This window comes from Fibrobacter sp. UWB12, assembly GCF_900142485.1.
GTDB lineage: Bacteria > Fibrobacterota > Fibrobacteria > Fibrobacterales > Fibrobacteraceae > Fibrobacter.
In genome coordinates this window covers 1-26,028 of sequence record NZ_FRAZ01000002.1, presented here as the reverse complement: position 1 = coordinate 26,028, position 26,028 = coordinate 1, and the positions used below count along the sequence as shown (strand labels likewise).

21 protein-coding genes and 1 tRNA gene are annotated in these 26,028 nt (G+C 46.4%); 16 read left to right on the top strand and 6 right to left on the bottom strand.

The window, feature by feature from the left end; translation table 11 throughout:
• Positions 1-174 precede the first annotated feature (174 nt).
• Positions 175-247 (bottom strand) — tRNA-Ala (locus tag BUA34_RS02670).
• A gap of 193 nt (positions 248-440) precedes the next feature.
• The gene (locus tag BUA34_RS02665) at positions 441-989 is read right to left on the bottom strand and encodes a peptidylprolyl isomerase (protein ID WP_072827216.1); all 549 of its coding nucleotides are present in this window, start codon (positions 987-989) and stop codon (positions 441-443) included.
• A gap of 254 nt (positions 990-1,243) precedes the next feature.
• On the opposite strand from BUA34_RS02665, the gene pyrR reads away from it, so the two are divergent.
• The 10 genes from pyrR to BUA34_RS02615 all read left to right on the top strand — a co-directional run bounded on the left by pyrR (position 1,244) and on the right by BUA34_RS02615 (position 15,191).
• Positions 1,244-1,801 (top strand): bifunctional pyr operon transcriptional regulator/uracil phosphoribosyltransferase PyrR, encoded by a 558-nt coding sequence (gene pyrR, locus BUA34_RS02660; protein ID WP_072827215.1) that lies wholly within the window; start codon positions 1,244-1,246, stop codon positions 1,799-1,801.
• Position 1,802: 1 nt separating this feature from the next.
• Positions 1,803-2,744 (top strand): aspartate carbamoyltransferase catalytic subunit, encoded by a 942-nt coding sequence (locus BUA34_RS02655; protein ID WP_072827214.1) that lies wholly within the window; start codon positions 1,803-1,805, stop codon positions 2,742-2,744.
• Positions 2,731-3,990, top strand: a complete 1,260-nt coding sequence (locus tag BUA34_RS02650; protein ID WP_072827213.1) for an amidohydrolase family protein — start codon at positions 2,731-2,733, stop codon at positions 3,988-3,990. Before BUA34_RS02655 ends, BUA34_RS02650 begins: the two co-directional genes overlap by 14 nt.
• A gap of 14 nt (positions 3,991-4,004) precedes the next feature.
• A complete protein-coding gene (locus BUA34_RS02645; RefSeq protein ID WP_072827212.1) occupies positions 4,005-5,036 on the top strand; it encodes a PilZ domain-containing protein in 1,032 nt (343 codons plus the stop codon).
• A 91-nt stretch (positions 5,037-5,127) separates the two neighbouring features.
• Positions 5,128-6,276 carry a pilus assembly protein PilM gene (pilM, locus tag BUA34_RS02640; RefSeq protein WP_072827211.1) on the top strand — a complete coding sequence of 383 codons (1,149 nt, stop codon included), beginning with the start codon at positions 5,128-5,130 and terminating at the stop codon, positions 6,274-6,276.
• Complete coding sequence (locus BUA34_RS02635) at positions 6,276-6,887, top strand: PilN domain-containing protein (protein WP_072827210.1); 612 nt, start codon at positions 6,276-6,278, stop codon at positions 6,885-6,887. Before pilM ends, BUA34_RS02635 begins: the two co-directional genes overlap by 1 nt.
• A 1-nt stretch (position 6,888) precedes the next feature.
• Positions 6,889-7,494 carry a type IV pilus inner membrane component PilO gene (locus BUA34_RS02630; RefSeq protein WP_072827209.1) on the top strand — a complete coding sequence of 202 codons (606 nt, stop codon included), beginning with the start codon at positions 6,889-6,891 and terminating at the stop codon, positions 7,492-7,494.
• Positions 7,494-9,233 (top strand): hypothetical protein, encoded by a 1,740-nt coding sequence (locus tag BUA34_RS02625; protein WP_072827208.1) that lies wholly within the window; start codon positions 7,494-7,496, stop codon positions 9,231-9,233. Before BUA34_RS02630 ends, BUA34_RS02625 begins: the two co-directional genes overlap by 1 nt.
• Positions 9,230-10,696, top strand: a complete 1,467-nt coding sequence (pilQ, locus tag BUA34_RS02620) for a type IV pilus secretin PilQ (protein ID WP_072827207.1) — start codon at positions 9,230-9,232, stop codon at positions 10,694-10,696. The genes BUA34_RS02625 and pilQ overlap by 4 nt, the downstream gene beginning before the upstream one ends.
• 199 nt (positions 10,697-10,895) lie before the next feature.
• Positions 10,896-15,191, top strand: a complete 4,296-nt coding sequence (locus BUA34_RS02615) for an InlB B-repeat-containing protein (RefSeq protein ID WP_072827206.1) — start codon at positions 10,896-10,898, stop codon at positions 15,189-15,191.
• Positions 15,192-15,340: 149 nt separating this feature from the next.
• Here BUA34_RS02615 and holA read toward each other — a convergent pair whose 3' ends face one another.
• A complete protein-coding gene (holA, locus tag BUA34_RS02610) occupies positions 15,341-16,309 on the bottom strand; it encodes a DNA polymerase III subunit delta (RefSeq protein WP_072827205.1) in 969 nt (322 codons plus the stop codon).
• Positions 16,310-16,327: 18 nt separating this feature from the next.
• On the bottom strand, positions 16,328-16,795 hold the full coding sequence (gene greA, locus BUA34_RS02605; protein WP_072827204.1) for a transcription elongation factor GreA: 468 nt from the start codon (positions 16,793-16,795) through the stop codon (positions 16,328-16,330).
• A gap of 75 nt (positions 16,796-16,870) precedes the next feature.
• On the opposite strand from greA, the gene argJ reads away from it, so the two are divergent.
• From argJ to BUA34_RS02585, 4 genes are all read left to right on the top strand, one after another.
• Complete coding sequence (gene argJ, locus BUA34_RS02600; RefSeq protein WP_072827203.1) at positions 16,871-18,088, top strand: bifunctional glutamate N-acetyltransferase/amino-acid acetyltransferase ArgJ; 1,218 nt, start codon at positions 16,871-16,873, stop codon at positions 18,086-18,088.
• 115 nt (positions 18,089-18,203) lie between these two features.
• On the top strand, positions 18,204-19,418 hold the full coding sequence (locus tag BUA34_RS02595) for a hypothetical protein (protein WP_072827202.1): 1,215 nt from the start codon (positions 18,204-18,206) through the stop codon (positions 19,416-19,418).
• Between the two features lie 89 nt (positions 19,419-19,507).
• A complete protein-coding gene (locus BUA34_RS02590) occupies positions 19,508-20,683 on the top strand; it encodes an iron-containing alcohol dehydrogenase (RefSeq protein ID WP_072827201.1) in 1,176 nt (391 codons plus the stop codon).
• 283 nt (positions 20,684-20,966) lie between these two features.
• On the top strand, positions 20,967-21,833 hold the full coding sequence (locus tag BUA34_RS02585) for a toxin-antitoxin system YwqK family antitoxin (protein WP_072827200.1): 867 nt from the start codon (positions 20,967-20,969) through the stop codon (positions 21,831-21,833).
• Positions 21,834-21,929: 96 nt separating this feature from the next.
• Here the strand turns inward: BUA34_RS02585 and BUA34_RS02580 are convergent, their stop codons facing one another.
• Positions 21,930-22,847 carry an FISUMP domain-containing protein gene (locus BUA34_RS02580; protein ID WP_072827199.1) on the bottom strand — a complete coding sequence of 306 codons (918 nt, stop codon included), beginning with the start codon at positions 22,845-22,847 and terminating at the stop codon, positions 21,930-21,932.
• A 9-nt stretch (positions 22,848-22,856) separates the two neighbouring features.
• Positions 22,857-23,975: a glycosyl hydrolase family 8 gene (locus BUA34_RS02575; protein ID WP_254794288.1), complete on the bottom strand. Its 1,119-nt coding sequence runs from the start codon at positions 23,973-23,975 to the stop codon at positions 22,857-22,859.
• A gap of 76 nt (positions 23,976-24,051) precedes the next feature.
• On the opposite strand from BUA34_RS02575, the gene BUA34_RS02570 reads away from it, so the two are divergent.
• Together BUA34_RS02570 and BUA34_RS02565 are read left to right on the top strand one after the other, a co-directional pair.
• A complete protein-coding gene (locus tag BUA34_RS02570) occupies positions 24,052-24,918 on the top strand; it encodes an NAD(P)/FAD-dependent oxidoreductase (RefSeq protein WP_072827198.1) in 867 nt (288 codons plus the stop codon).
• Between the two features lie 107 nt (positions 24,919-25,025).
• Entirely contained in the window at positions 25,026-25,817 is a 792-nt protein-coding gene (locus tag BUA34_RS02565; RefSeq protein ID WP_139255856.1) for a radical SAM protein, read from the top strand.
• Positions 25,818-26,028: the final 211 nt, after the last annotated feature.

Genomic DNA, 26,028 nt, shown 5'->3' with positions numbered 1-26,028 from the left:
TGTAAGCCTGGCCATAATGTTAAATAAAATACAAAAATGTTATTTTATAGTAACGATTCTTTTCTGTTTTAATGCGCGTTTTTGCGAGCAAGACGAGATCGCTATAAATTTATATTATGACTAGTGCGATAGGTTGTAAAATAAAAAAGACTCGCTTTGTGCGAGTCTTTTTAGTGGAGCTAAGGAGAGTCGAACTCCTGACCTCCTGCATGCCATGCAGGCGCTCTACCAACTGAGCTATAACCCCGAGGACGCGCACAAATATAGAATGAATAGATGTACGTGTCAAGGGCGTATGTCGAAAAAAATGAATTTTTTTCTAGGTATTAGGTTACAGGAGTTAGGGGTTAGGAAAAGTATCACGCGCTTCGCGCGTCTATAATGTGCGGCTATGCCGCGATTATTATCCTATAACCTAACACCTAATACCTATTGCCTAATTAAGCCTTTTCGATTGTCACGGATTCGATGATGACGTCATCGTACGGACGGTCCATGCGGTCGGTCTGTACGCCGGCGATTTCGTCGAGAACTTCGAAACCTTCGTAGAGCTGGCCGAAAACGGAGTAGCCGTCAGCCGGGCCCGGGCCGCACTGGTCGTGGTCAAGGAAGTGCACGTTGTTGCCGTGAACGATGAAGAACTGGCTACCGATGCTGTGCGGCATGGCTGTCTTTGCCCAGCTGAGAGCGCCACGGACGTGGGTGAGGCGGCTGTCGTACTTGTCGCCGATGGTAGAACCCGGACCCTGTGCAGCGTGGCCGCCGGTGCCATTTTTACGGGTGAAGTCACCACCCTGGATCATGAAGTCCTTGATGATGCGGTGGAACGGAGCGCCGTCGTACTTGCCTTGCTTTGCAAGTTCGATGAAGTTCGTGGCGCATTCACCGACGATTTCTTCGAAAAGACGGAGTTTCATTGTGCCGTGGTTGGTCTTCATGATGGCGATGGTTTCGCCTGCCTGCGGTTTGTCTAACTGATTAAATGCCATTTGGGGCTCCTGTAACTAGTGTTTTTGCCTATATATATAAAATTAAGGGGGGTGTTTTACAACTCGCTGAGGCAAATAGCCCCTAAAAAAACTACATTCACCTAAAAATACGGCTTTGTCGTACATGAAGACGTGATTCGTCATTCTGAGCGGAGCATCCGCGAAGTCGGGATGGCGCCATAGCATCATGTCCAAATAACATGGCCAGGAAATTATAGACTGAAGACTAACGACTAATAACTAACGACTGTTTTATGAACGATAACTGCAAAAAAGTAAGCGAGCTTCTTTCTGCCCAGACGATGGAATTCGCCCTGGACGAGATGGCGGCTAAAATCGCTAAGATGCATCCGTCTGCCGACAACATGATTGTCCTTGGCATGGCTAGCCGCGGTATTCCGCTGGCAAAAAAACTCACTGAACGCCTGACACAGAAATTTGGTAAGCCTATCGAAATGGGTAGCCTTGATGCTACTTATTATCGTGACGACTTCCACTACCGCAAAAAGGTCGCCACTGAAATGCGCTTTACAGAGATGCCCGCATCGGTAGAAGGCAAGACTGTTATCCTCGTGGATGACGTGCTTTATACGGGCCGTTCGGCACTTGCTGCCATGCGTTCCATCTTGGATCTTGGGCGCCCAGCTGCTATCCGTCTTTGCGTGCTCGTTGATCGCGGTCACCGCGAACTCCCGATTGCGCCTGACTGTGTTGGGCTGACGGTCGAGACTGCTAAAAATCAGGAAGTCCGTGTGGCTATCGATCCCATTGATAAAGAAAATTCCGTTTATCTCGTAGAAGTGGAGGCGTAACGTGAGCGCTTTGGAAATTAAACATCTGTTTGGACTCCGTGGAGTGTCCAAGCACGATATCCGTCTGATTCTGGACCATGCAAAACAGTTCCGCGAAATCCTCGAACGCCCGGTCAAGAAGGTTCCGAGCCTCCGGGGCATGACGGTCGTGAACTTGTTCTTCGAAAACAGCACCCGTACGCGTACAAGCTTTGAACTTGCTGAAAAGCGCCTCTCTGCGGATACGGTGAACTTCGCAAGTTCCAATTCCAGCGTCAAGAAGGGCGAAACGCTCGTCGATACGCTTCGCAACATCGAAGCGATGAAGATTGACATCGTGGTTGTTCGTCACAAGGGTACTGGCGTACCGAAGTTCCTCGCCGAACACAGCAATGCCATTATCGTGAATGCTGGCGATGGTGCGCATGAACACCCGACGCAGGCTCTCCTCGACATGTTGACCATCGAAGAAAAGTTGGGCACGCTCGAAGGCAAGAATGTGACAATTATCGGTGATATCCGCCATAGCCGTGTGGCTCGCAGTAACCTCTGGGGCATGTCCACGATGGGAGCTCATGTAACGCTCTGCGGACCTTCGACCTTGGTGCCGCGTAACACGGACCTCATGAACCACGTAACGTGGGAACCGGACGTGAAGAAGGCTGTTGCAAATGCCGACGCCATTATCGCTCTCCGTTTGCAGAAAGAACGCATGGACGATGCTCTCCTCCCGAGTATGCGTGAATACCGCAATACGTTTGGCATTACGGATGAACTTTTGGAATGTGCCAAGGACAAGGTCATCATCATGCACCCGGGTCCAATCAACCGTGGTGTGGAACTCGATTCCGATATTGCCGATGGCGAACATTCTGTTATTCTTGATCAGGTGACCAACGGCGTTGCAGTCCGTATGGCCGTTCTCTTCCTTTTGGCTGGAGGTCGCAACAATGAAAATGCGTAAGCCTTGTAATGGTCGTCTTTCGAATGTTGTTCTGAAAAATGCAAAGTTCTGGAACGGCAAGTCCTTTGAATTGCGCGATAGCGTTAGCCTGAATGTCTGCGAAGGTGCTGCAACAAGTGAATTTGATTGCAAGGGCGCCCTTGTGATACCGGCTCTCTTTGGGCTCGGTATTGATTTTATGGAACCGCTCCGCGACGATGTCTATACGTTTGCCGATGGCTTTGATGCCTTGCGCAAGGGCGGTTTTTACGGTGGCCTTTATGAAAGTGCCGCAAACCCGATTGACGATGCTGACAAGTTCACTGCAATGGTGAACCGCTTCAAGTCCGAAGAACGTGGCGAAGAAGCATTTGATATCAAGTTCCTTGGCGCCTATAGCAAGGGCTTTGGTACCGATAGTTTGGCCGAAATGGTCGAACTTGCCGAAGCCGGTGTTGCTGGCTTTGGCGATGGCAACGGCGTGATTCCTCATTCCCGCTTCCTCCGCTTGGCAATGGAATATGGCAAGATGACGGGCAAGCGTTTCTTCTTCCAGCCGATGGACAAGACGCTCCGTCACAGCGGCTGCGTTCACGAAGGTGCTTATTCCGACATGCTCGGCATGAAGGGTATTCCTCGCATTGCCGAAACGATTGCTGTTTACACGGTTCTCGAAACGGCTCGATTCTTGCAGGTGCCGGTTCACTTTAAGCAAGTCACTTGCGGTGAAACTTTAGACCTTATTCGTAATGCTCGCAAGATGGGTATTGATGTTACCTGCGATGTTGGTCTTTACCACTTGCTGTTCGACGATTCTTGTCTCGAAACGCTTGATTCCGCTTACCACATCTTGCCGCCAATCCGTTCGGCTGCCGATCGCGATGCTCTGTGGCAGGGAATTGTCGACGGAACGGTCAATGCTGTTAGCGTAAATCATACTCCGGTACTCCGTCAAGACAAAGTAGTGAACTTCGAAGATTCCGTGCCGGGCGCACTTTCTCTGGAAGTTGCTCTTCCTGCAATTTGGAATAAACTTGTTGCGAAGGTGGGCGAGGCTCGCGCTGTTGAACTTCTTTCAACGGCACCGGCTAGCTTGGTTGGCTCTGCCTCTAATGCTAACAACGTTGTTGTACTTGCTCCGAATGAACCGCATGTGGTCGTCGAAAGCGATTTTGCTGGTCACGTCTGCAATTCGCCGCTGTTGGGCAAGGAATTGCCGTCGTCGATTCTTGCAACCTACATCAACGGTGTCTTGACTGAGCTGTAATATGGTATAATCCGATGGCTAGTGTTCTTCAAGAAGCCTGGGCAATTTTTCAGAGCTATATCCTTCCGGCTCTTCCGTTTGTCGCGCTTGTGCTGATTGAAATTCATCTCATGTATAACCGTCGTGAAAATGAGGTGATGTTTGGCACAGACTCGTTCAACGAGAAGATCAAGGCGTTCGAGTTTACGCCCAAGGAAGTGCGTACTTTGGAAAAATTGGTGCGTTCATCTAAGTTCGAAAACAAGGATGCCGTGCTGAATTCCTCAGGACTTTTTGAAACCGCAGTCTCGGAGTTTTACCGTATCCGCAATGTTTTTTCTGTTCGCGATGAAACGCTTGATGCTATTTCTTGTTTACGGCGAAAGATGGACTTTACTGGAGCGAATCCTTTGTCCATAGTTTGCTCGTCAAGACAGTTCAATGTAGGGGATCGCGTGGACCTGGAATTCGAGAACGGTTTGTTGGTTAAGCGTTCTCAGATTCTAGAGCGTTCAGAAAAGACATGGAGCGTGTCGATTGAAGGCTCCGTGTCGCTTGCGAAATCGATTTCCGGCTCGCGTGCGCTTGTCCGCTGGACTCGTATGAATGACGCTGTTTATTCTGTAAGGCTTTCCGTTTTTTCTGCTTCTCCAAATAAGGTTGTTTTTCTCCATAGCGATAAGCTTGAAAAAGAACAGTTGCGTAAATGGGTTCGTCAAGTTGTCGATTTCCCGGTGACGGCAACGTTCCCGAACGGAGAGGTGCACTCGGGCGTGCTTTATGACTTGTCTGCTGGTGGTATTTTGCTTGGACTTACCGAAGATTGCAAGCCGGACCAGCAGTTTTCGATTTCGTTCGAGCTTCCGACGTTTGGCGTACAGAATGTGGATGTTAAGGTTTTGAACAATTTGGGGCATCGAAATCCTAATTTTCCACTATATAATTCCATTTCGGCGGTGTTTACTGGATCGTATGCTTGGACCCAAGAACACGTCTTGCAGTACATTTTTGAGGCTACTCGCAAATCAAAAGCGAAAAAAATGGGCCAAAATGATGTTTTAACTTAAATTAATGTGATTTAGAGTTGATTTTTCGCTTGACATTCGCTGTTTATGAAAGTAAAATTTACATAGGTAATGTTTCCTATCGGAGTTTATTTTGGCTTTAGGGTTGATTGCTAGAATTCGCGGTGAACGCGAAACTGTTGGCATTGATGTTGGCCACTACAGCATCAAGTACGTTAAGGTCTATCATGATGCTAACGGTAAAAGGATTGTGCGTGAAGTGGATTTGGAACCCGTTCCGGCGGGCTCCATCATCAATGGTCTTATCCAAAGACGTGATTCCGACGATCTGGCCGCAGATAATGGCGGAAAGAAGGAGAAGGACGGCTTCGACAAGTTGGGCGAAGCTTTTTCCAGGTTGATGCTTCGCCACCAGATTGATGAAAATGTGGATGTTGTGGCTTCGGTGAACTGTGGTGCCGGTGAAGGAGGTGTCCTTGTGGACCGCCTCTCGATCAAGGTTCCGAAAAACGGCAACGAAGATGCAATTATCGTTCAGACTGCACAGTCCCGTCCGCCGTTCGATGACCAAGAAAACGTTCTGGACTACGAGGTTGTGTCTCGCGAAGGCGATGAAGTCAAGGTGAACGTGGTTGCTGCAAAGAGCGCCATGCTTGATTCCTGGGCGCAGTTCTTTACTCGCAAGGGCATTAAGCTTTCGGCTTTGGATGTCGATATCTTTGGCTTGCTGAATGCGTTTGTCATGACTGCATCTGACGAAGACCGCAAAAAGACTACGGCAATCTTCAATATTGGCGATAGCAAGATGAGTGTGGGCTTTATTCAAGATGGCGCCTTCCACTCCGTGCGATCCATGAATGGTGGTTCGCTGAATGTTATTATTAACAAACTATCTTCCAGCCTCGATATTTCTGCGGAAAAGTGCCATGAAATGTTCGAAAAGAACGACTTGAAGGTTATTGACGACGTTGCAATCTCGGTTCTTGAAGATGCTATGGATGTTGCGTTCGAAGAACTCATGTCGCAAATTACATTTGGTATCCGCTACCATTCTTCTGCCGAAGATGCTCGTCCGCTCGAAAGAATCTTGATTGGTGGCGGTGGTGCTACTGTTCCTGGCTTGTTGGAATACATTGCCGAAAAGACCGGAATTGAAACAGGCTCTGTCAACCCCTTCCGTTCTGTGGAATGTGATTCTAGCGTGGTCGATAAGGACGGCATGTCGATTGCCTTGTCTAACATTTACGCCCCGGCTTTGGGACTTGCAATGAGGAAGTTCTAATGGCTACTAAGAAGAATAAAGGTGCCAATAAGGCGCTAGCGATTACGATCAACCTTTTGCCGGGCGAACACCGCAAAACGCAAAAGGATTTGACTTGGCTTACCGACCGCCGTATTGTGTGGCCTACCATTATATTTATTGTTTTTATTTTTGCCGCGTTGTTCACTTATGCATACACGTTGCAGGAAATGGCAAGCATAGAAGCGGAACTCCAATCCGTACGTGCTGCTGTTGAACGTGAACGTCCGTTGCTCAAGAAAATCAGCGTTCTCGAAAAGAACCAGTCTATTATTAATACCAAGATTAATGCTCTCAAGTCAATCCAGATTAGCAAAAAGCGCTGGGTGGTACTGTTTGAGAATATTTCCTCGGTGTTACCCCCGAACATGTGGCTTTTGAGTTTGTCCCAAGTGGGCGAATTCAACCTCGAAATGAGGGGCACGACGTTTGACTTCTCCGAAGTGGCTGAATACATGGTCAAGCTCGAGAAACAAGTCAGCATAAACAAAGTCTCGCTTGTATCTATCTCTACAACAAAAGTAGATGGCGACGAGGCCTACAACTTTACACTCAAGGTCGAACTCAAGAAAGACCTTGGAGAGGAGGGTTGATATGGGCAACTTTAATATTGACTTTAAAGACAAGAAAAATGTATACTGCATTGCGTTGATTGTCGCTATTCTGTTGTTGGTTTATTCTGTCTATACGTATATATGGGATCCGTTCACGATTGAATATGCAAGTCTTGAAGATCAGAGAAATTCTGCACAAACAGAATTGAACAAGATTAATGCTAAGAGACATCGCGTAGCTGAACTCGAAATGCAGCTTGCTCAGGCCGAAAAGGATTTCCAGAAATTAAAGGAAATGTTCCCGGAAGAAGAAAAAGTTCCTCTGCGTTTGCAGGACCTTTATTCTGTGCTGCGTAGCTCTGGTGTGCAGATCCAGAAGTTCAATCCGGAAGGTCGTTCCGAAAGGGAACACTACATTGAAAACCGCTATTCGATTGCGGTTAATTCCGGTTATCACATGCTCGGTTACTTGTTTGCTGAAATTGCAAACTTCAACTATCCGACTGCAATTACGAACTTGAAACTTTCTCGCTACTCAGGCATTGCTGCCGAAGTGCAGAAGGCTGAAACTCACGGTTGGACTCCGATTACCATGTCGGTGAACTTCAACTTGACCACTTATACATCCAAGAAGGTTGGCAAATAATGAAATGCAAGTTCCTTCTTATGCTGTTATCGAGTGCCGTAGCCTTGCAGGCTGCGCTCATTAAGGATGTCCGCTTTAATTGCACAAAGACTTGCCAGATGGAATTCCTGTTCGCATCTGACAAGAATTTGCCGACATTCTTCCAAAAGTACGATAATGCTTCAAAAACTTTGACCGTCGGCTTCTCCGAATCGGATTTTGCCCTTGGTATCGGTAATTACGATATCGATGCTTCATCGCCGTTTGTTCATTCCATGAGCGTTTCCAAGGAAGTCTATCGTGGCATGAACTTCTTGATGATTCGCATGCCTGTGGGTGCTTCCATCAATTCGGACAAGAATGCGATTTCTTTGGATAAGTCTAGCTTCTTCTTGAAGTTCGCTTCGAAGAATGGCAAACCTTGGACGCTTTCGAAGCTCTTTGCTAGCAAGAAGGCTGCCGCAGCAAAGGCCGCCCGTGAAGAAGAAAAGCGCTTGGCTGCCGAACGTAAGGCTGCTGAAAAACAAGCTGCTCTCGATCGCAAGGCTGCCGAAAAGCAAGCCGAACTTGATCGTAAGGCCGCTCGTGAAGAAGAAAAACGCATGGCTGCTGAACGTAAAGCCGCAGAAAAGGCCGCTCGCGAAAATCTTGCTCAGGCTGCCGCTCCGGCAAGTGCATCTGCTTTGCTCCCGGGACTTAAGGAAATGACGGTCCTTATCGGTTCTGGCATGGAACAGTTCCGCTTGGTGGCAAGTAATCCCCTGGAGATTGCTCAAGTTTCTAATCCGAATGGCGCCTTTGTAATAACTGTTGCTACAAAGGGACCGGATAAGTCTCCTGTGTTCAAGGTGAGTACTGGTGCTCTTGTGAGGTCTGTATTCTGGGATGCCAATGGCTTGAATATCCAGCTCTCGCCGGGAGCTCGCCCGGTCATCTTGGTGCAGGATGGCGCTTTGATTTTGCAGACTTCTGAAAATGCAATCCGTCGCGATGGCTTTGTGTTCTGGAGTGCCCGTCCGAATGGCATTTACGTTCGTGACTGGATGAAGTCTCCGGATCCGGTTCCGGAATTCTCGGATTTCGTTAAGTCTTACGAAAAGGATAGCAAGAAGGTTGTTGCCAGCGCACAGACATTCCATTTGCGCCCAGTTGTCCGCGAGTTGATTGTCGTTGCCGATGAAACGGAATTCTATGCAGCACCGAGCGAAAAGTCTCAGGTTATGCAGCGTGTCGTGTTTGGCGATCGCCTTGTGAACATGGATTTGACGGGTCTTTACCGCAAAGTTCAATTGGGCAACAAGATTGGATACGTGAATCGCCGTGCCGTAAGCTTTACGGATGAACTTTCTGCCGTGCAGATGGAACGCTTGAGGAAGGTGGACCAAGAACGCGGTGAAACACTCACGCAGGGAATGAAACCTGTCGGAAGTGCTCTTGATGAACTTTATGAAGACCGTGTGACTTACAGTTCTTTTGGTCGTCGCGATCCGTTTGTTGAAATCAAGGGCTTGGTCGAAGAAGGTATCAATATCGACCAGGTTGAATTGGTGGGTATTATTTGGGAAGCCGAGGAGCCGGTGGCTATTCTCGTCGAAACCAAGAATCCGGGCGTGTCTTATACGATTAAGGAAGGCGATAAGATCATGAACGGAAAAGTTCTTAAAATTACACAAACTGATGTGCTCTTCTTGATTCAGGAATTCGGGGTGAGCCGTCGCTACTCTATGGGTCTTCCCGATAAATTTGGGGGTCAAAAGTGAAAAAGCTGACTAAAATTCTGACGATTCTTATCATGGTGGCAAGTTTTGCTACCGCGTGGGCGGCTCCTGCTGAGGGCTCGGTTGCTCCGAATAAGAAGTTATATGACTTTAACTTCGTCAACATGGATTACGAAGCGATTTTCCGCTCTGTTTCCGTGATTGCTGGCGTGGATATTTTGATCGCTCCCGATGTCAAGGGAAAGATTAGCTTGCGCGTGACCAAAAAGACCTGGCAAGAAACTTTGGACATTATTTGTAACATGAATGACCTCACGTGGGTGATTCAGGACAAGTACATTTCAATTCAGCGCCAGAGTACTTATCAGGCAAAGCAGAAAAAAATTGCTGACGAAGAAGCTCAGGCCGAACAGACCGCTCCTCTTATTCGTAAGAATTTCCAGGTGCATCACGCCAAGGCCGATGAACTCGTCAAGGTTCTTGAAAACATGAAGTCTAACCGTGGTAAGATTTCTGTTGTGGAACGTACGAACTCCATCATCGTTTACGATACCGAAAGCAAAATCGAGCAGATGGGTAACGCTTTGACCGAACTTGACGTCGAAACGCTCCAGATCATGATTACTGCAAAGCTCGTGGTCGTGAACAGCGAACTTGCTCGCGAACTCGGTGTTGACTGGACCGCTACGATGGGTTCTGGTTCGCTTACGCCGGGGACTGCCGCCGCTGCAACGGGTGCTACCGCCGGTTCTAGCCGAATCAGTGGTGCTATCCAGTCTTTCCCGAACAGAGCATCGCCGGCTGTGGGTAATCCGAGTACCGCCATTACGGCAAGCCTCTTGGACAACAATCTCCAGATTGCAATTTCGAACTTGATGGGTGATGCTTCTACGGAAGTGCTTGCTTCTCCGCAGGTTTCTACGCTCGATAACACTGAAGCTCTCGTGTTTATGGGTGACAAGGTTTCCATCCGCGTGATTGACGATAGCGGTGAATCTTCGACTAAGATGGTTGAAACGGGTATCAAACTTACCGTTACTCCGCACGTCTCTGGCGACAATCGCATTTTGCTCGACCTCCATCCGGAAAACAACTCCTATGGTTATGACGAAAAGGGCGAAGTCGTGATTTCGACCCAGGAAGCAAAGACCAAGGTTGTTGTGGCTGATGGTGAAACGGTCGTGATTGGTGGCCTTACCCGCAACGAAAACACTGAAAGCGAAAGCGGTATCCCGTTCCTCAAGGATATTCCGCTGCTTGGTAACCTCTTCAAGTATAGCCGCAAGTCTATTACGAAGAAGGACCTCGTGATCTTTGTGACGCCGAGAATCATTCGCAATTACATCGGCAATGTCGATATTTCCGAAAAGTCTGAAATGACTTCTAGCGTTGCCGCTCCGGAACTTAAGCCGGTCGAACAGGCTGAAGAAGCTCCGATTGCAACAGGTGAAACCCCGGACGCTCCGGTTCCGGAAAATTCACACGATGACAGCTGGAATCAGTAATTAGCATGTGCCGGACTTACGTCCGGCCTTTCTTTTTATAAGTGAGAAAACCCTGGCTATGCCAGGGCTTTTTTTGGTTGATTGAAAAATAATCCACAGAACTTCAAATTAATCACTTTACAAAAAAATGGCTTTTTTTTACCTTTGCGTAAGATTTTTATAAACTTTGGGGCAGCTTTTGCCTTTGGAAGGAGTTGAAATGAATAAGGTTATGGGAAGCGCTCTGACGTTTCTTCTTTGTGCAGGAACGTTTGCAAATGCGACTTTTGAAAAAGCAAACGAATTGCTGCTTCAACAGCAATATTTAGAGGAAGGCCCACTCGACCCTAAAGGACCGATAACTGTGGAATATAAAGGTTTGGACGCTAGCAAATCTTATCCTACAGGAAAAATTTATTATAACGATGTCGCCTTTTGTGGTTATGGTAAGCAGTACCGCTACATGCCTACTCTTATCTATGGCGTTTTAGGAAATTCCTATTCCTTGTTAAAAAGTACGGACAATGAAAGTTTTCATTATGGATATACTTATAATGGCAATGCTTTAACATTTTCGAGTAATATTGGTGAACCGGAAAATTGGTTCTTTTATGATGATTGCGGAAAGCATGAAGTCGAAATGAGCATTGAAGACATTTTGAAAAAAGCTTATTCAAGTGAAAAAAAATATGGAAAGGTTCGCCTTACAATAGATCGTTTGCGCTACACTTATAGTTATGAGGAATCTATTGATAACAATAATTCATATGAATTGTGGTGGCTCAGCGGCAAAACGAGGGATTGGGCGGATGATCGTCGTTTAGCTCGTGCAATTTATTATGTGTACTTGTCGAAGCCTGCTAGCGTTTATCAAGAAATCGCTGATGAAAAAGGACAAATTAGAAGCTACGGTAATTTATTCAACTCTGAATTTACTTTGAATTATGATGATGCAGTTGGAGTCCGGACTGTTTATGATATTTATGCGCCCGACATTCCGAATGATGTCCGCATCACACGTCAAGCAAGACGTTATACGTATTCAGCAGCGGACCAAAAGTATGTTGCTGGTGAATGGTTTAATGTGTCAAGTGTTTTGACTAATAATGTGCAAAACTATAAAGAATATTATGATACGGTTTTAGTCAAAAAGGATCTCGGTTATTTTGCAAGAGGCGATTCCCTTGTAGAAATTAGGGACCGTATTATATATAATGTAGCACAAACCTATGGCCAGACTGTTGTTGATTCCACTTTTTCGGGAATGATGCGTGTTACGCCCAAATACAAAGTTCAAGCAAGTAAAGGTAATGGTGGAGGAACTATTGTAACTGTTAACGACTATTATAAAGCTGGGGAAACAGTCTCTTTAAAAGCAACTGCAAATGCCGGATATCTATTTGATTGCTGGGAAAGTAATGGTGTATGTGTGAGCAAGAGTTCAAAATTTGATCTCAAAGTTCGTGGTGATTCTGCATTGACTGCATTCTTTATTGAAAAATTGGAATCGAATACTCGCGTTGTGACGTTTGTTGATTTTAATGACGTTGTTTTGGGACGAGATACCATCTTAACAAGTCGTTCTGCTACTGCTCCAAACGCACCTGTTCATAAGGGGCTTACTTTTAAAGGATGGGATAAGGCTTTTGATAATGTAACGGAAAATATTACCGTGAGGGCTGTTTACGATGCAAAGAATCTTTCGTTTGAATTCAAAATAGATGGCTTTAAAACTGCTGAAAGTGCAGATGATATCACGTTTACTACGCCAAACGAGTGCTTTATTGTTTCTAAGGGTCGTTTCAATGAAAAGGGGCTGCCCCTTGACTATAGAGTTGTTGTGACTGTTAAAAACACTGGTTCTTGCGCTGATGATGAATTGTCTAATGTTTGGAATTCTGTCAATGATTTGAAAAAACTTGATATTGTTGTTAATGGTGTGAAAAAATATCAGGTTTACGCTATGAGTACAGGACGTATTGCTATTAGTTCGGTTGAATTCTGGTTCCAGAGATTTGAAGTTCAATTTATGGCGGTTAATGTAAATGGTAAACAAGGCTATAGCGTGATGAAACAGGAATATGTGCCCGAAGGAATGTCTGCAACTCCGCCGCCATCAGAAGATGTTCCTGCGCAAAGAGGTTTTGTATTCTCAGAATGGGGTACCGATTATTCTGAAATTGTGAAAAATACGACGGTTTCGGCTCAGTATAGGGAACTTCAACCTTTCTGGGTGAATGTTTCAGATTATGACGGATCGACTATATCGGATTCCCTGTATTATGAAGGGGATGAGGTTGTCATTCCGGAGAATCCGGAACACGCTGGCTTGACATTCAAGGGGTGGGACAATATACCCGATGTCTTTGAATTGAAAGAAACTACTTGGATTAAGGCAACTTACGAAGCCAAGAGTAATCCTGAGTACAATTTTACTGTAGCAGATTACAAGACTGCAAAGACTGTTTCTGACCTCGATGTGCAGGGGCCAAACAAGTGCTTTGTCTTGCAAGAAAAGTCGTTTAAGCAATATGATGAGGAAAAAGATTATGTCGAAGGCAAAGAAGATGCCTTGCAGTATAATTTGGAAGTAAGCTTTAAGATTGAAGATACAGATGAGTGTTCTAATGATAGCTTAGTTAATATTTGGAAGTTTAATATCCAAAATAAAGTAACGTCTACGGTTAAGGTAAATGGCGTGGAAAATGTTATTTGGAATACAGGTAGTACTATGGGCAATTTGCACTTCAACTATACCTGGTTCCGTATACAGTTCCTTGATGATGATAGAGTTGTTTCGAGTGATGGAACTGTAATAAAGGAAAATACGGTATTGAAATCGGAACTTGTCGGACAGGGATTATCGGCAACACCTCCAGAAAATCCAAAGCTTAGATGTAAAATCTTCAAGCAATGGGATCGTAAATATACTGAAGTCGAAGGTAGCAATAAGGTATTTGCTGAGTATGAGTATGGGCCTTCTAAGAAAGTTACTTTTAAGGATTTCGATGGAACTGTATTACAGGATTCTGTGTATTGCGATGATGAAATCGTTGTTGCGCCCAAAGATCCTGTGCATAAAGGCTTGACATTCAAGGGCTGGGATAAAAAGCTTGAAGAAATTGAAAACTCGACTTATGTTACGGCTACTTATGAAGTCAAGAAAGCTCCTGAATACAGTTTTACTGTGACGAATTACGAAAAGGCAGTAAAGGCGAATGATGCCAATGTCAAGACTCCGAACAATTGCTTTATTGTTGCAAAACAAGCGTTTAAGGATTTGTCGGATGGCAATGATTACACTGAAGGTAATAAAGACCCTTGGCGTTATATATTGGAAGTTGAAGTTGATGTTGCTGATACAGGTTCTTGTGCTAATGATAGTCTTGCCAATATCTGGAGATTCTATAGTAAGACGGATCACAACCTTGACGTGATGGTAAATACGCTGAAGGCTAAAGATTTGTTCATTCAGATTCTTACTATAGAAAAAATTGGAGTGAAGTTCCAGTATTTATGGTATCCGGTGGTGTTTGCTGACTATGATGGAAAAGTCCTGAAAACGGAAATTGTCGGCGAAAAACAGGCTGCAACTCCGCCGAAAGACCCTACACGTTCGCTTTACAAGTTCAAGGGCTGGAAGTTTATTGATGAGGGCGTTGGGTATGAAAGTATTTCGTCTAACATGTTGGGCCGAGGAGCTTCAATAAATAATCAGATTACGTTTGTTGCGGATTACGAAAAACTCCCGACGGTTGTAGTGACGTTCTTGGATTTCAATGGCACCCTCGTTGGCAAAGAGGAAATTTTGAAGGGCGCTTCTGAGACTTCCGTAAAGCCTCCTGTGCATGCTGGTCTCACATTCGTTGGCTGGAGCAAAGATTTGAATCTGATTACTAAAAATGATTCTGTTTATGCAGTTTACAAGGTTGCTGCAACTCCGGACTTTGTTTATACCATTTCGGGTTTAGAGGTGGGCAAGTCTTCGAAAGATCTTAAGATAAAAACGCCGAACAGTTGCTTTAAGGCTTCTGTCAAGGAACTTTATTTGGATAACAAAAAATATGAAGGAAAGTTGGAGGCTGGCAAGTATGTTATGTATATGAATCTTGCTGTCTCTGATACTGACAAATGCGCTGATGATAGTTTGGTGAATATATGGAAAACGCTTTCACAGAAAAATATCAATGATATACTTGTCATTAATGGAATTCCGGCATATTTCTCTGGAGAAAAACTTAATGGCGAGATTGTCTATAGCTTTGAATTGAAAAAATCGGATAAGGAATCTATTCCTGGTGTGAAAATGGCTCCTCAGTTCAAGTTGGCAACCATCGGCCGCAATATCCAGGTGATGAATGCCCGCAAGGGGAGTGCTTACGCCGTACTCGATATGCAAGGAAACGTTATTACGTCAGGAACGGTTGATTCTGCCAACTTCAATGTGACTATGTCTCGCTCTGGAGCGTATGTCGTGCGTGTTGGAAGTGTTGCTCAGCTTGTTCGTGTGAAGTAAGATAATGGCGGGCGTGCTTTTTAAGCACGTTCGCAAATTTTTAAAACGTGAAAATTAAAAATGCGAAAACCCTGGCTCTGCCAGGGCTTTTACTTTTTTGCGGCCTCGGAATTGAGTCCGGGGAGCGCTAAATTTGGGGAATAAAGAACCTATCGCACGACGAGAGCGGCGAGGGCGAGTTCCTGGCTCATGCGGGTGGGGCATTTGCCACTTTTCATTTCGTAATTAAGGTCGGCGAGGCGACGGAGTACGCGGATCAGGAGTGGCTTGCGCCAACGACGGCAGCACTCTGCGGCTTGGCCTTTCTTGACGAACATGTAGTAGTTCTTGCCAATTTTCTTGGCAGCCTCTTCGGGCGAAACGCCCTTGGCCGTAAGCGAGGCATAGTTCAAGAGCGAGAGCGCGTAGCTGTAAAGCGTGTTGGAGATGCGGATGGCATCGACTCCGCTGTTCAAAAGTTCGTTGAGCTTCTGGACGTACGCTTTTGCATCTTGCATCCCGAAGAAACCTTCAATTTCGTAGGTGGGGATATCACGCTGCGAAACGACCATCGTTTTCACGAGGTCGATGGTTATCTTTTTGCAGTCGGGGGCGTAAAGCAGAATCTTTTCGACTTCTTCGCAAACGAGCTTGGTGTCGTTGCCGAGCGCTTCGGCGAGGTACTGCGATGCCGCAGGTTCAATTGCCTTGTTGAAATGCGTCGGAACGACTGCCGAAATCCAGTCGGCCATTTCGTATTGTTTCGGCACGTCGTACTTTTCGACTTTGCAGACCTTCGAGAGCGCCTTGTAAAGTTCGCTACTGGCGAGGAGCGTTTCGAAGTCAAAGAGCACTTTGCCGCTTGCGGCATGAGGGAGCCATTTGGCGATTGCTTTGCAATCGTCGGTTTTCATGGCTTCGGCTTTGCGTACAACAATGACCTGTTCCGGCGAAAACATCGATACGGAATCGCATGCTTCGATGATGACATCGGAGATGGAAGCGATGTTTGTGTCTGTGGCGTACAGCACCTGCTTGGCCATCGGATCAGAAATCCGGTCGCCAAGAGTCTCGGACAGGAATTTTTCGATTCGCTTGTCCTTGCTGAACTGGTCTTTGCCGATGAGCGTTACGAACATGGAATGCTTAAAGCTGGATTACTTGAAATCGATGATTTCGAACTGGTTCTTGCCCTTGGGCGTTACGACTTCGACCGTATCGCCGCGCTTCTTGCCCATAAGGGCTGCACCAATCGGGCTCTTGAAGCTGATTTTGCCGTTGAGGGCGTCGGCTTCTTCGGGGGAGACGAGCTGGTAGACGATTTCGCGCTTGGTCTTCAAGTTCTTGGCCGTGATGGTGGCGCCGAACTTGATGGTATCGGAGTTCGCATCAAATGCAATCACTTGGGCGCGGGCGAGTTGGTCCTGGAGCTTCGGCATTTCGATGTTATCGATTGCGGCGAGGCGTTCCTTGGCGGCATGGTATTCTGCATTTTCGCTCAAATCACCTTGTGCACGGGCATCAACTAATTCTTGAAGTACGCGGGGACGTTCAACATTTTTTAAATTTTCAAGGTCCTTAACGAGCTTGTCGTAAGCCTCTTGTGTAAACATGATCTTTTCCATGCTCTATAAGGTAAAAATTTTAACGGGCGTTGCGAACCCTGAATCGCAAAAGAAAGCTTCTTTTTAGGAGATACTATGTACACTGTATTGGAAAAAGGCGGCGTCTGCTCCCCCAAGGGCTTTACCGCATCTGGAATTTGCGCCGGAATCAAGGCCAGCGGCAATGCCGATATGGCTCTTCTCAAGAGCGAAAAGGCTGCCCGCTGCTTCGCCGTTTTTACCACCAATAAGGTGAAGGCCGCTCCGGTCCTTTATGACAAGGCCGCTTTGGAACATGCCCACTTTGCATCTGCTGTGATCGTGAACAGCGGTAACGCTAACGCTTGCACGGGCGAAAAGGGTTATGCCGATGCTGAACGCATGGCTGTGCTTACCGAAGAAGCTCTCAAGCTCACGCCGAAGAGTGTGCTTGTTTGCAGCACGGGCGTGATTGGCCACTTGATGCCGATGGACAAGATTGAAGCCGGTATCCCGAAGCTCGTGGAAAAGCTCCATGAAGATGCTTCCGAAGAATTTGGAAAAGCTATCCTCACGACGGACCTTGCTCTCAAGAGCCACGCCGTGGAAATCAAGACTGAAAAGGGTGTAGTGACTATCGGTGGCGCCTGCAAGGGTTCTGGCATGATTCACCCGAACATGGCAACGATGCTTGCGTTCATCACGACTGACCTTGCTTTGCCGATTGACTTCTTTGCTGAATTCCGTGCCAACATCGCAGACTCCTTCAACGCAATTACGGTTGATGGTGACACCAGCACGAACGACACTTGCATCATGCTCGCTAACGGCATGAGCGGCATCAAGTACGAAGACCTATCCCTCAGCGAACAGGGCGAATTCCGTGCTGCTTTGACGCTCGTGATGCAGAGCCTCGCCAAGGACATTGTCCGCGACGGTGAAGGTGCAACAAAGCTCATCGAACTCCGCATTGAAAAGGCTGAAAGCCACGAAGAAGCTCTCCGCATGGCTCGCTTCATCGGTACGTCGAACCTCGCCAAGTGCGCTATGTTCGGTGAAGACCCGAACTGGGGCCGTATCCTTAGCAGTGCTGGTTCTAGCGGCTGTAACATGGTTGCCGAACACACGGACCTCTACTTCGGTGAAGTCAAGGTTCTCGAAGGTGGCCGTCCGGTACAGCTGGACGAAAAGCAGACGGCTGCACTGCATGCCGTGGTTCGTCAGCGTGAATACAAAGTAACGCTCGTGTTGAACATTGGCCAGGCTTCTGCAAGCGCATTCACTTGCGACTTGAGCTACGGCTATGTGAAAATCAACGCCGAATATACCACGTAATTCATGTTGTCACCCCGGATACCATTCCGGGGGTCACCTTTTTGAAACTTCTCGGATATGCTCCGGGAAGTTTTTTGTTTTATATTTAATGTATATGGTTAGGAATATTTTTCTTGTGATTCTTTGTTTTTGTGCGGTTGTTCTTGCTCAGGGGGCTGATTATGAGCAGGACGTTTTTTTAAGTGTTAAAATTGATCCTGTCGATATGTTTGATGAATGGAAGGCTCGTGACAATCTTTTGCATGCTTTGAAAGAAGGTGATGTTGCTAAAGCTGATGCGGCCCTTGAATTTTTGTCTCAAGCAAAGGTTCCGGAATCGGCAATTGATAGCCTTGAACTTCTTCAAGTCAATTTTATATTGGGACGTTATGACTTGGCTGTTCCGCAGTTTGCGAATTTGCTTAAGAAGGCTGGGAAACGTGTCCGCTATTCTTTTGCCGATGATGATTTGAAGACCTACTTGAAAAAGGAAACTCGTTTTGCGGCTCATTATAACGATCGTCCTGGAGACCGTGATCACCGGCAACGAGTAGATAAGGCTGAATCCTATTTGAAAAGTGCGATGCAGGCCGATATAAAACAGGAATACAAAGACCTCGCACAGATCCTTATAGAAACGCTTCCTTTTTGGATGATTTATGATAAGGATTACTTTACGTATTCTTGGGACCATTCTTTAAAAGGATATGGAATCTCCAAGGATGTTGATTTAGCGAATGTGATAAAAGTTCGTGCAAGTTCATACAGGTATTATCGTGGCGTAGACGTAGATACGACTAGGATTGAACGTGCTTTGGAAAAAATGAATGAGTTCTGTGAAAAGTATCCGGATTCAGAATATTTTAATTGGATAAAAAAGAATGTTAAGGATTTTGATGAGTACTTGAAAGGCTATAAAAAATTCAGAAATTATCATGAGGAAAAGTTATATACAGGTGGCCTTGGTTTTGAAGTCTTTGGTGATGCGCTGAATTGGACCTTTATGTTAGGTGTTCCGATACAGTATTCTAGATACATCATTACCCCGTATTATTACAGAAATAAGGATTTGAGAGGTGGGTTTGTTTCTATGGGGTATGATGCTTATGAAAACAAACGATTTAAATTTCAGCCGTATTTTAGTCTAGGAACTTCGATTGGGCCGGGCGTTCAGGCTGATTATCGTTTTTGGTTGGAATCTGCTCCTGATTCAAAATTTCATATAGCGAGTTATTTGTCATTGAAACTTCGGTATATGTTGGGCTATACGTTTGACTATAGAAACGATAGCCGTAAGGATTGGGTCTTGTACAACTTTATTTTTGTGGGTTTAGGTTTCCACTTCTGGTAAGGTGGTTCTTGCTGTGAACGGCTTTTTTGAGAAAATCCTGCTTATGGCGGGATTTTCTTGTATTTTTATTCGAAACACAAGGATGGAATATGGATAACTTTAATTTCTACAGCCCCACGGAATTTGTATTTGGTAAAGACCGCGAAAACGAATGCGGTGAACTCGTCAAAAAGTATGGCGGCACGAAGGTGCTGATTCATTACGGTGGCGGTTCTGCGGTGCGTTCCGGTTTGATAGACCGTGTGAAGGCGTCACTCAATGCTGCAGGAGTTTCGTTTGTGGAGCTCGGTGGCGTGAAGCCGAATCCGCGTGATACCTTGATTTACAAGGGCATCGAAATGGTTCGTGCGAACGGGGTTGATTTCATCCTTGCTGTGGGCGGAGGCTCTGTTATTGATAGCTCCAAGGGTATCGCTGTGGGCGCTCTTTACGATGGCGACTTCTGGGATTTCTATGCGAAAAAGTTGCCGGTCACGAAGGCTCTCCCGATTGGCGTGGTGCAGACGATTGCTGCCGCTGGTTCCGAAGGCAGTGGCGATTCCGTCGTGACAAAAGAAGAGGGGATGCTCAAGCGTGATATCGGTGCTGACGTGATTCGCCCGAGATTTGCGGTACAGAATCCGGCTTTGCTTTGCACGCTACCGGCTTACCAGACTGCTTGCGGCATTACCGACATCATGGCCCACGTTTTTGAACGCTACTTCACGAATACTTTGGAAGTCGAGACGACGGATCGCCTTTGCGAAGCGTTGCTCATCACGATGCTTAAGGAAGGCCCGCGCGCCATGGCCGAACCCGACAATTACGAGGTTCGTGCGAACATCATGTGGGCGGGTACGGTAGCCCACAATGGCCTTGTGGGCTGCGGGCGCAGTCAAGACTGGAATAGCCACGCGATTGAACATGAACTCTCGGGACTCTATGACTGCGCCCATGGCGCGGGGCTAGCAGTTATTATGCCTGCGTGGATGGAGTATGTGGTTGACCATAACGTGATGCGTTTTGCACAGATGGCAACACGTGTATTTGGCTGCCAGATGAATTTTGAAAATCCGAAAGCGACTGCGCTCGAAGGCATTAAGGCATTCCGTCGATTCTTGCATTCCATCGGCATGCCGATTAACTTTGCCGAACTTGGCGCAAAAGAAGAAGATATCCCGACGCTCGTCGAAAAGTTGAATCCTGGCGACGGCTGGGGATTCGTGCCGCTCAAGGCGAAGGACGTGACTGCTATTTATACGATTGCTGCTCACGCTACATTATAGTTTTTCGATCCGATAAACTCCAGATAAGCTCTAAAATCAGAAAATGTGCTACTAAATGACGAAAAATCGTAATTTAGTAGCATAATTTTTAGATAAACTAGTTTAAAATAGCCGAAATATGAGTTTGTCTGTTTGTTTTATGCTTCCAAAAATGTGAAATCAGCTAATTTAGTAGCATGAAATTGAAAAAAATAGCATCATGAACAGTTTGCTCTTGTTCTTGTGCTGCTTATTTTGCTCTTTTTTGCAATCTGTTCTAGGATAGTTTATATTTAGGACAAGTATGATATCTAGAACGTTTGTAAAGTTATTTGTTTTTTTGTTGGGTGCATTTTCGCTTTCGTACTCTTGCGATGGCCGCTCTGCGTGCGAAGGCGGCTGTGCCATTTTCCTCAATGCCCTCGATTTGAGAAATAATCCGCAGATGGAGGAATTGTTTGCGTCCATTGATGATTCCCTATATGCGAGAAAAATCAATAACGGGTTTCAAAAGTTAGAACTGGCTGGGTTGTGCGGGTGCGATCCCGGTGGATTTTTCTTGGAGTCCCGTCATAAGGATTTAATGGATTCCGGTTGGGCCTTAAACTGGTGCGGAAATCCTGATTCTATTGTTATTTTCAACGATTATAGTGAGGGAATGTATAAATCTGTGGTGCGGAGTAATTCAGTCTTGTCGCATAATATAAGCGCGCTGAAAAAGTTCATCAAGGATAATGGTTGCCCTGTTGATTCCGTCTATGAAATTTCAGCAGACGATTTGAAAACTGAAAATGCGAAAAAAGGTATTTATGTTACCGATTTGAATATTCGTGATAGAGATATTGTTGTTCCCGCTTACGTACAGGTCTTGAAATCGTATCATTCAAACGGTAAACTTGCGAATAAAATTCATTTTAAGAAAGGTAAACGTGATGGTGCCGATATTTGGTATTATCCAATTGGAAAGAAATTTAAGGTGACGAACTATAAAGATGGTTTGCATCATGGAAATGAAATACAATACGATGAGTTCGGTCGCAAAAAATACGAGGAACCCTATAGGAATGGGAAATCACACGGCATAAAAAAGTATTACGATGAAAAAGGGCGAATTCGGACTAAACAGAAATATGAGGATGGAGAGGAAATATCTTTGGAGAGGATAAAATAAAAACTCCTCGGATGTGAGGAGCTTTGCGTTGTATGAATTGTTACTGGATCCTTCGAGTTCGCCTAACGGCTTCGCTCAGGATGACACGTTGACAAACTAGTTTTTCAAGCAGCGGAGACTTGCGCCGAATTCAGGATTGAACTTCTCGAACTTGGCGATATCCTTGTCGTGGAAGAACACGAGAACTTCGCCTTCGCTTGTCCAGAAGTATGCCTTCTTGCCGGCTTCGTCAAACTTGCGATCCTTTATAGGTACGTCGCTTTTTGCAAAATGTGCACCGCCAGCCTTGGCACCGAATCCGAGTTCATCTTTACCGTTTCCGAAAATCGGAGATTCCGGCTTGATGGGATCCCAGCCGTAGCCTGCCTTGAGAGCGACTCCTGGCTTTTTGCCTGCTACCTTCAGCAGCTTTAACCATTCAGCCTTGCTCGGCATGTGGAATCCTTCGAGACATGCTTTTTGAGCGTTCTGAAAATCATAGAGACGTCCCCAGTGATTGCATTGCGCACAAATTGCACCGGATGCCGTGGCGAAGTTCATGTTCTCTGCTGTCCAAAGTTGGTCGCCAATGACAATCCATTCGTAGGAGATTCCATCGCGCGGATCCTTGTAGCTGCCGCTTGTGGCGGGGGAGCCGTCTTCATTGTAAGTCTCGCCGAATGAAATTTGTTTATTTTGCTTGTATTCGGCCTTGGAGGCTACTTTCCCGTTCTTGTGGTAGCGGATAACGGTTCCTTCGATGTAACCGTTTGCGTATGTAAGTTCCGTCTGGAGAGTGCCGTCCTTGTAGTATTCCTTGGTGACTCCTTCGCGGCGGTCATTCACGTAGTTGGATTCTCGCTTGAGTGTTCCGTCGTCGTAGTATTCTTTTTCGAGGCCTTCCTTCTTGTCGTTCACGTAGGTGGCTTCGAATCGCGTGTTCCCGTTCGGGTATTTTTCAATACGAACGTCGTCGCAGGCGGTGAACGCTATCGAACTTGCAGCGATGAAGAGAATGAATGGTAGGTGTTTCATGCGTACTCCTTATAGTGTGATTTTTCCCGCCGTAGCGAGAAGCCCAATCATGTATAACATCCCATCATAATAGCGCCAAAAACGGTAGGGCACAGAGAGCGCGGCCAGTCGTCTTACGAATGGCGTGATGCGCGGGTCATCAAATGGTAATACTTGCGTTGCTGCTGCATTCATGGCGATTAGGCCTGGTGTCGCATTTCGTCCTTGGTGCGGGTAAGGCCCTCCATCGACAGCATAGTCCGAAAGGTACGGATTGCAGTTCTGGAAGAAATGCAAAATGCGTTCGCAAATTTCTTTTTCGCTTTCATGCCCACGGAAAATGGAATAGTCCAGACTTAAGTTGAGGGCAACGCGCCAAGCATCACCGCTAAAGTTGTTGCTTTCGGGGAACCAGGGCATCGCTTTAGGGGTTCCGTCGTATTCGGCGTAATCTGGGCAAAGTCCTGTGGTGGGGTGTGCTGCCTTTTGCAAAAATTCAATGCTTGCCTGTGCGACTTCGAGCCAAGATTCATCGCCTGTTGCTTCGGCAAACATGCGGTAGAACGCCATCGTGTGGTAGCTCGGGTCGGTAAAGTCGTTTCCGAGAACGGGAGAAAACTTGATTATTTTTCGTTCGGGATCGATAATTGGGCCGACGAGCTCGTTGACCGGTTTGTACTTGATGTCGGTGATGAGCTCTTTGGCGTCGTTGAGTAGATCTTCGCGATTAAAGCGCTTTGCGGCAATAAGGAGTGCTGCTGCAAAATATTCTTCGCTATCTGGAGCTGCACCGGGGTCCATCATGGAAAAGTCGGTCGTGTTGACCTGCCATGAAAAATATCCTTTGTGCGGACCATCGTTGTTACGGACAAATCTCTTTGAAAAGTTCCAAAGCTTGTCGAACGTGGATTCGTGGTCTGTCAGTGCCGCGATGAACATGCCGTAGCTCATGCCTTCCGAGCGGATGTCATCGTGTCCGATGTCGATGATGTATGCCATGTCGTCGGAAGCTTCAAAATAGATTCGCTCGTCTATCGGGTCGCCCTCAAATAGCTTGCTATAGGCATTCTGAATAAGCTGGTCCGCGAAATTGGGACCATATCCGGCTTCGACAAATAAATCACGCGTAGGGTAGCGTTGCAACATCATTCTCAGTTCCAAAAAATTCTAAATCAGTTATATATTTTAAAATAAATAAATTCGTATCTTAATTGTGGAGGTACACATGGCAGATATATTGATTTTGGGTTATGGTCCGGCTGGAATTTCGGCGGCTCTTTATGGTCTTCGCGCTGGACTTGATGTTCAGTTAGTTGGAAAAGATGTGGGCGCGCTTGCGAAGGCTCACAAAATCGAAAATTATTTTGGTCTTGAAAAACCGCTCACGGGGGCGGAACTTGCTGAAGTCGGTAAGAAGCAGGCGCTTGCTCTTGGTGCGCAAATCGTGGACGATGAGGTGACGGACCTCATGTTCGATGGTTTTGGATTTGTGGCTACGGGCTTGAACGGAACGTACCGCGGAAAGGTTTGTGTGATGGCGACTGGCTCTGCCCGCAAGAAGACCCCGATCCCAGGAATGGCCGAGATGGAAGGCCACGGTGTGAGCTACTGCGCTGTGTGCGATGCTTTCTTTTATCGTAAAAAGGATGTGGCGGTACTTGGTTCGGGCGAATATGCATTGCACGAAGCAACTGAACTTTTGTCTGTAGTCAACAGCGTAACACTCTTGACGAACGGTGCTGAGCTCACAGCGAAATTCCCTGAAAGTGTGAAGATTGAAACCCGCAAGATTACGGGGCTCAAGGGCGCTGGGCAATTTGAAGGCGTGAAGTTTGACGATGGCCTTGAAGCCAATTTTGACGGCATGTTTGTGGCTATGGGTAGTGCGAATGCAACGGATCTGGCTTTGAAAGCTGGCGCTGCGTTCGATGCCGGAAAGCTCGTGCTCGATAAGGATTTCCAGACAACAGTTCCGGGTCTCTTTGCTGCTGGCGACTGCACGGGCGGCACGCTCCAGGTGGCTGTAGCCGTTGGCGAAGGTGCGATTGCGGGCCTTGCTGCAATTAAATATTTGAGAGAACATAGAGAATAGTTAGTGTGCGGAAAATGCGCCGCGTTACTTTACTTACAAATCCTGACGTTTGCAATTTGCATTGTCCGCTGTGTTTTTTGAACCAGCGGGCTTTGCTTAATTGTGACGTGGCTAATTGTAATAAGGAACGCCGCGCGTTTGGCCTAGGCGAAATGACTTTCGAGATTGCTCAGGCATCGATAGAAAAGTATGCCGCAGAACGTGATGCTTCAGGTAATCGCTTGCTGCGAGAAGTAATCCCTTCGACGATGGGGGAGCCTCTACTTTATTCGCATTTTGACGAACTGCTAGAGTTGTGTAGGGCGCTTGAGATTCCGCTGAACCTCACGACGAATGGGACTTTCCCTGGGAAGTGGGGGTGTGACGCTGCGATGGAATTGCTGTTGCGTTCGTGCAGCGATATCAAGGTAAGCTATTTGGCGTCGGAACAGTTCGATGGTTGGAAAGCGAACGTTGAAAAGCTGGTTCGGGTGCGCGATGGACTGCGCGATAAGTTGCGCGAGAATGCGAGATGCGCGACGGTCTCGCTGCAAGTGACGTTGCATAAAAAGAATCTGCAGGATGTGCCGGAGTTGGGTTCATGGGCTTCTGCGATTGGGATTGACCGAATCAAGTGGAATAAAGTGGTGGTTTTGAGTACCGCTTCGCAAGAACTCCGTGAAATGTATATGCCAGACGATGCGTTGCTGGAATCGTTGCGTAAAGAGTTACGGTCGAGTGCGCTTTCGGTTTCGGATGTGAAGCATGAGGGGAGTCTGTTTTTTAATAATAGCGCAGACATTTGTGCTGTTGGCGGCAAGTGCGAATCATGTCCGTTTTCAGATGAAGTGTGGGTTTGGCCTGATGGCCATGAGGACCATTGCCCAAATCCGGAAAAACGGTGGGGAGAGGCAGAATAGTGATTTTTCCCACTATTTAAATTATAAGCTTGATTTTTGATAATTTATACTATATTCTATCGTTTGTGTGAAGCGTGAAAAAGTTGGCAATATTGCTTATTTTAAACGAAATTTCGCAAAAATGAAGGAATTTTGTAGCTTTAAAATAACGTATTTTGTTGACTGTAAACGACTTACATAAACGAGTTGTAATGTATTAAAATTTGGAGAT